The sequence below is a fragment of the Kitasatospora sp. NPDC034035 genome, from assembly GCF_055575755.1.
In genome coordinates this window covers 68,638-74,637 of record NZ_JBVISA010000040.1, presented here as the reverse complement: position 1 = coordinate 74,637, position 6,000 = coordinate 68,638, and the positions used below count along the sequence as shown (strand labels likewise).

Here is a 6,000-nt window from a genome sequence, read left to right as displayed (position 1 = left end):
AGACCGCAGACTCCCGCCCACGACCAGCACGAGCACCCCGGAGAACCGTCACGCCAGCCCCTCCGACCAGCACGTTCGAAGATGGCGAAGGCTCAGTAACCATCGGCGGCCAGTCGACTCCCCACTGACTGGCCGCCGATGGGGAATTCCAACCGGCCACTGTCACTCACCACCGGCCACTGTCACTCACCGAGCTGAGGGGCGCGTGGGTGACCCTCCGGGACGCCGTGCTGGCCGAACTCGGCGACGAGTATCCGCAACCGGCGGCCAATCCGGTGGGTAGTTCGGGTGATTTCAGGCGGTGAAGTCGCCGCCCGCCGTCCCGATGATGAGACGGGACGGCGCGATCGGGGTATCGAAGCCGATCGCCGCGACACAGAGGAGCGAAATTCCGATGCCGAAGACCACCGTGTGCGGCTGGTCCAGGACAAATGTATTCTGCCCGTCGAGTCCGGTCCGATGCTCCCCCTTGCTGGTCGGCGCCCTGCGTATCCGCCCGCACCACCAGGACCCCGCACCCGGGGCCGACGTGGTGGCCCTGCGCCAGGTCGCCGCCAACCCGCACTGAGCGGCCGACCCCACCCCGCGGCGGGTGGGCGTCGACCGCCGTACCGAGGAGCACAAGCATGCGCGCCGCCCGCACCGGACCACCCAGCGGACGCCAGAAGGAAGCCGACCGCAACGACGAGCGGGTCCTGCGCGCGGCACGCGAAGTCTTCGCCGAGCACGGCTGGAACGCTCCCGTCTCAGAGATCGCCCGCCGCGCCGGTGTGGGCATGGGCAGCCTCTACCGGCGCTACCCCGCCAAGGAGGACCTCGCCCAGGCCCTGCGCGTGCAGGGCATGGACGAGCTGGCCTCCCTGGCCCGCAGTGCCAAAGCCGACCACACCGACCCCTGGACCGCAATGCGGTCTTCCTGCGAACAGCTCTGTCCGCTCCCGACGCCGTCTCCCTCCTCCCCCTCATCGGCGGTCGCCTCCCGGCCACCGACGAGATCGACGCCGCATCCGACCGCCTCAAGGCCGCACTCGACGACCTGGTCGACGCCGCCCACCGGTCCGGCGCACTGCGTGCGGACATCACGTGTGCGGACATCAGCTCCGCGGACCTACCCCTGCTGCTCAGCCACCTCGGCACCCGCCTGCCCACGACCGCAGAGCGCGCCCTCGAACTGCACCTGCGCTACCTGGACCTCATCCTGAGCGGCCTTCAGAACCCCGCGACGCCGCACACGCAACCCGTCAGCCCGCCCAACTGGACCGAGCTGAACGACCTCTGGAACACCCCGTGACCGCGCCTGCCGCCATGCACTGACGTACCACCAGCCGCACCAGCTGCCCGACCACCTCCAGAACGCCGCCGCCCGCACCGAGCAGGACGACTCCCCTGCGCTGGGGTGTTGCAACAACCATGAGAACTCAGGGGAGTTGATGCGGACTTTGGCCTGCGCCGACTGCGGCCGCGAGCAGTGGGCCCGTCGCCCGTGAGGCCGTTACTGATTCTGGAGCGCGCCGAGAAGGGCTCGGGGCCGCTGGTGCTGCCCGCACCGACCCGGCGGGAGCTGGTGGCTGCGCTGGTCTCCGCTCCGGGTGATCCGTGGTGGGAGGACCGGGTGCTCCACGCGGAGCTCTACCCGGTGAAGGGCCGCCGGGTAGGCCAGGCGACTGGCCGCTGTGAACCCGCGAAGGGGCCCGCCGCCAGCCGGCGGTGGGCCCCTTTCTTGTGCTGGGCGCCGTCAAGTTCAGCAGACGCTGCCCACATCGATGCGCAGGCCCGTGATGGTCGGCGAGCCCGCCGCCGCGTACATCTGACCGTTGGGGGGCACGCAGGCAGTGAACGAGTTGCCATAGGCCGTGTACTGAATCTCTACGCTGTCCTGATTACGCGTGTTGACGACGCTGAACGGGGTCCTGGGGCTCACGTACTGGAAGTAGCTGGTCTGGTCCCGGTACGCCGCCGAGAACTCGGGGCTCGACCTCCGGCCGCCCGCTCGCCGCTCGGCGCGCCGCTCGTCGCCCGGACGTCCGGCCCCTGCCGGCCCGCCGTCGGCCGCGGCTCGTCGCGCCGGTTCCCTGCACCGTCCGTCATCCGACCGCCGGCTGGTCGGGCCGGTACCGCAGCCCTTGCACTGCGCGGCGAGGATCAGGTCTGGCCGACTCGTCCGAGCGTGTGCCGCCGGATGCGAACCGTGGCAGGCCACTGACGCCGCGCCGGCCGGCACTCCCTGCTCGAAGCCCTGGACAACCCGGACAAGGTGCCGCCTACGACCAGCGCCAGGAGGAGAGAAGAAGCCCCGCCAGGCGGTCTGGTAGTTGTGCTGGGCTTGGACCAGTGACGTGCTGTTCGTGCCGCCGGCTGTGTCGGCCACCGCAGCTGGGTCAGGTCGTCCTCCCAGAAGCAGATGGGGCAGGTCTCCCACGTGCCGATGGCTTTCAGGGCCAGGTGTCCGCAGCAGGGACACGGGAATTGCTCACTCACGCGGACACTGAACGACCGCCTCGTCGTTCGGCGAGCCGTTTTGCGTTTCCTGTCGCACTGGCTTTCCAGACAGCGGGTGCGGGCGGTTCAGGTGTCGCGGCCGATGCTGCGGGTCCAGACCTGGAACGGGGATGGCGCGGATTCGTCATCCACCCGGCCCTCGTCGTTAGGTCCGACAGCGGTGAGTTCAGTCCACGGGATCAGGCCGGGTTCGTCGGCGTCGAGGTAGGCGGCGACGATCGGCTCGAGGGTGTCGGTCACCGTATAGGCGCCGCCGAACGGCAGGGATCCTGGAGACTGTGAGGAGGTTGAACAGCGCAGTTGTCCGGCCTGCTCGTCGTGCCAGACGTAGAACGTGGCGGTTCCGTCGAACCCGAGGTCTCGGACACGGTCGCGCAGAGCCTCCGCGGTGCGGCCGAAGGCGGCAGCCACCTGTCCTGCCGACAGCGTCGCCCGTTCCTCCGGGTCTGCCGACAGCCGCCAGGTGTTGCTCTGCGACTCCGCCACTTGATCGTCCGGGTTCAGGACCACGGGTTCGTCCGCGACCTCGGCGATGAACTTCAACAGCATCGGCTCAGTGTGCACCATGGCCGGTGGCCGCCTCGCCGAGGTGTGACGGCCACCGGGCAGGTGCGGGTCATTCGGGCGGGGACAGGATCCGGGCTTCGAGGTCGGCGACGCGGCGGTCTTGGAAGCGCAGGTTGGAGCGGGCGGCCTTGAGGCGTTCGTCGAGGGTGCGGTTGTCGGTGGTCAGCTGGCGGACGCGTTGCTTGAGGGTGGTGTTCTCGGTGGTGATCCGCTGGCTGGCCTCCTGGGTCCATTCGGCTTCCAGATCGCGGAGCTGGCCGAGGAGTTCGCTGATGCGAGTGCGTTGGGTGAGGATCTCGGTGTGGGCGGCTTTGAGGGCTTCCTCGGCGTTCAGCGCGCGTTCGCGCCAGGTGGCCTCGTGCTCGTCGTTCTGTTCAGCGAGCGTGCGGGACCGGTGTTCGCCGGCCTCAGTCATCGCCGCGGAGACCGCCGTCTGCGCCCGTGAGGCCGCCCGCCGGGCCCGCCAGACCATCGTCGCCGTCCACCGCCGTCTCGCGGGCCCCGCCGCCCAGCCCCTCTACACCGCCTTGGACCGCGCCGGCCTCCACACGCTGACCGACGGCGACCACCAGGCCGTCCGCGAACTCACCCGCCACCTCGACCCCGCCACGCTGCGCCGGGTCATGAGCTGGCTGGAGCGTACCCGTACCGCTGCCCTCGCGCTGCGTGGCACCGTGCAGGACCGGCCCGCGCGGCCCGTCGTACGGCGTGCCAGTTCTGACAGGCCGCAAGGCGCTGGCCACCACCAGGGTGGTCGGTGCCTTTTTGCGCTGCGTCACCCTGACCGCCAAGAACTCGCTGCCCGACGCCGATATCGCCAAGTACGTCGCCCAGCTGGAACGCGCCAAGCACACGATTGAATGCCGCGAACTGGGGCCGGACGACGCTCGACTGCGTTTCGGGCTGTTCGCCGACCTTGGCGAGGGTCGCATGGTGATCCTGATCGACGCGGATCAGCTCCTTGCTCAGCACCCTCAGAATGCCTACCTTCACCAACTGGTCCGCGCAGTCCGGGAGAGAGGGCCCGCTGTGAACGTGGCCCTGGTGTCGCCGAGTCCGTGATCGAAGGTTTGAGCACAGCTCCTCACCGCCGGGCCCAGGTCTTGCAGGCTGGCTCGTGCCAGGTGGTGCGCACGACCATGCCTCCGGGGGAGATGTGCTCGCTGGACCTTCTCTGCACCAACATGCTGGACATGACGGACAGGCGAATCGAGTCCCCGCGAGGCACATGGCCGTCGCGTTCGCCCACTTCACGACATGGCACGATGCCGGGGTGGAGAGTAGAGAACGTGCAGAGAGCCTGTCTGAACTCGGCGACCTGCTGACGTCGCTGTCGAACCGGCCCGTCGTCTCCGTGCCGTACGGCCGATTCCCGGATGGCGCGACTCCTGGTCACGGACTGGGGCCACTTGCCGACCAGGTGCACGACCTTGTCGCCGAGATTCACCCGTTGTGGGAGCAATACGTCGGCATGATCTGGTCCAAGCACGCCAACGCCTGGGAACGCGGCAACGCCTACGCCCACGCCTGGGCCGCCCACCACGGCCACCTCGCGATCCCCGCCACCGAGAAGCTGGACGGCTACGCGGTCGGCGCGTGAATGCGCCGCCAGCGCAAGGCCGAGGCCCTCACCGCCGACCAGGCCGCGAAGCTCGACGCGCTGGACGAGCTGTGGCGCCTGGAACCAACTGGAAACGCTCCTACCGCCGCCTGCTCGCCTACCTCGCCGCCGGCGGCACCCTGGATGGCCCCGCCAACCGCACCGGTCTCGGTGACGACCCGGCGTTTCGGCCCGGCGCCTGGCTGCGCAAGCAGGACAAGGCCCGCATCGACGGGAAGCTGACCGAGCAGCAGACCGCGCTCCTGGACGTACTCACCCGGCACGCCGAGACCGTGATGGGCTGACCCGCCCCGCAACCAGCAGCTGACCTGACCCGCGGGGCCTGAACAGCATGACCGAGGTCGAGACCGCCTCCGAGGACATCTGGCACGCCCCCGCGTACGGCGGCGACGCCGTCCACGCCCGCGACCACCACCGCGCGCTGCCGGTCGTGACCACCACCCTGCCGCTGCTGCGCCGCCACGGGGCCGACGCCCCGGTGTGGCACCGGTTCGGTCGCCGCGGCTGGCACACCCTCACCGACGCGCTTGACAACCCGGACGGCGACGAGCTGCTGGCCGTCGAGCGGGCGGAGGCGGATCGGGCCGCCGGGCGCGGGAGGCGGGGAGCGGGAGAGGCGCCGTCCGGCCTGTCGCCGCTGCTCGGCGCCGTTCTCGGATGAGCGGTGGGAGGAGAAGGAACGGGGCTGGAACGACGACGGGCTGTGCGCCGGCTGCCGCCAGGCTGACGCCGACCGGAAGTCGCGGGAGGCCGCCGAGCGCGAGCGGGCCGCCGCCGAAGCCGCAGCCGCCGAGGCGAAGCGCACCAGCTCTTGGTGGCGCCGGTCCTGACCCGGCCTCACCCCGAGCGCAGGCCGCCGACCTGCACTGGGGAGTTTCGGAACCCCCGCTGACCTAATTCCTTATTAGCGGGCTGTGGGAAGCAGAGCGGTTGCCGCCTCCCTGGCCCGCAGGGGTGGTGTGGTGAGCGGCCAGGGAGACACCTGCATACGACCCGGCCACAGAGGCCTTCTGTGAGATCGGTGCCACCCTGGCCCATCGCCACACAGCCACCTGCCGTCGGCCGGGGCACCGAGCGGACGCATGTCTCTTACCTGTAGGTTCTTCGGCGTCACGAGGCCGATCCGCTGAGGACCGACGGGCCACCACAGAAGTTGAGCCAGAACCTAATTCGGGAGCCAGTTAGGCAACGGAATCGAGAGCCACCTGCAACCTGGACCATCGAGACTGGTTGAGTGCTGGGGTAGATGGTGCGGGCGAGCCTCGGCTACGCCACTTGGCCGAGCTGTGGTGCCGCAGAGTGCGCGAGGGCGG

At 70.0% G+C, this 6,000-nt stretch carries 9 protein-coding genes; 5 read left to right on the top strand and 4 right to left on the bottom strand.

The features are described 5' to 3' along the window. Positions 1-626 precede the first annotated feature (626 nt). Complete coding sequence (locus tag ACZ52J_RS37100; RefSeq protein WP_465625194.1) at positions 627-1,202, top strand: TetR/AcrR family transcriptional regulator; 576 nt, start codon at positions 627-629, stop codon at positions 1,200-1,202. A 539-nt stretch (positions 1,203-1,741) separates the two neighbouring features. On the opposite strand, the gene ACZ52J_RS37095 is transcribed toward ACZ52J_RS37100, so the two are convergent. The 4 genes from ACZ52J_RS37095 to ACZ52J_RS37080 all read right to left on the bottom strand — a co-directional run bounded on the left by ACZ52J_RS37095 (position 1,742) and on the right by ACZ52J_RS37080 (position 3,481). Beyond that, positions 1,742-1,921 (bottom strand): hypothetical protein, encoded by a 180-nt coding sequence (locus tag ACZ52J_RS37095; RefSeq protein WP_465625192.1) that lies wholly within the window; start codon positions 1,919-1,921, stop codon positions 1,742-1,744. 221 nt (positions 1,922-2,142) lie between these two features. After that, positions 2,143-2,478, bottom strand: coding sequence for a CPCC family cysteine-rich protein (locus tag ACZ52J_RS37090; protein WP_465625190.1), 336 nt, complete (start codon positions 2,476-2,478; stop codon positions 2,143-2,145). A gap of 87 nt (positions 2,479-2,565) precedes the next feature. Then, positions 2,566-3,048: a hypothetical protein gene (locus tag ACZ52J_RS37085; RefSeq protein ID WP_465625188.1), complete on the bottom strand. Its 483-nt coding sequence runs from the start codon at positions 3,046-3,048 to the stop codon at positions 2,566-2,568. 67 nt (positions 3,049-3,115) lie between these two features. Continuing rightward, positions 3,116-3,481 (bottom strand): hypothetical protein, encoded by a 366-nt coding sequence (locus tag ACZ52J_RS37080; RefSeq protein WP_465625187.1) that lies wholly within the window; start codon positions 3,479-3,481, stop codon positions 3,116-3,118. 293 nt (positions 3,482-3,774) lie between these two features. Here ACZ52J_RS37080 and ACZ52J_RS37075 point away from each other — a divergent pair, with 293 nt between their 5' ends. The 4 genes from ACZ52J_RS37075 (at position 3,775) to ACZ52J_RS37060 (ending at position 5,348) form a co-directional block, all read left to right on the top strand. Continuing rightward, positions 3,775-4,128, top strand: coding sequence for a hypothetical protein (locus ACZ52J_RS37075; RefSeq protein ID WP_465625185.1), 354 nt, complete (start codon positions 3,775-3,777; stop codon positions 4,126-4,128). 409 nt (positions 4,129-4,537) lie between these two features. Next, entirely contained in the window at positions 4,538-4,666 is a 129-nt protein-coding gene (locus ACZ52J_RS37070; protein ID WP_465625183.1) for a hypothetical protein, read from the top strand. 71 nt (positions 4,667-4,737) lie between these two features. After that, the gene (locus ACZ52J_RS37065) at positions 4,738-4,971 is read left to right on the top strand and encodes a helicase associated domain-containing protein (RefSeq protein WP_465625181.1); all 234 of its coding nucleotides are present in this window, start codon (positions 4,738-4,740) and stop codon (positions 4,969-4,971) included. A 47-nt stretch (positions 4,972-5,018) separates the two neighbouring features. Next, on the top strand, positions 5,019-5,348 hold the full coding sequence (locus ACZ52J_RS37060; protein WP_465625179.1) for a hypothetical protein: 330 nt from the start codon (positions 5,019-5,021) through the stop codon (positions 5,346-5,348). The last annotated feature ends 652 nt before the right edge of the window (positions 5,349-6,000 follow it).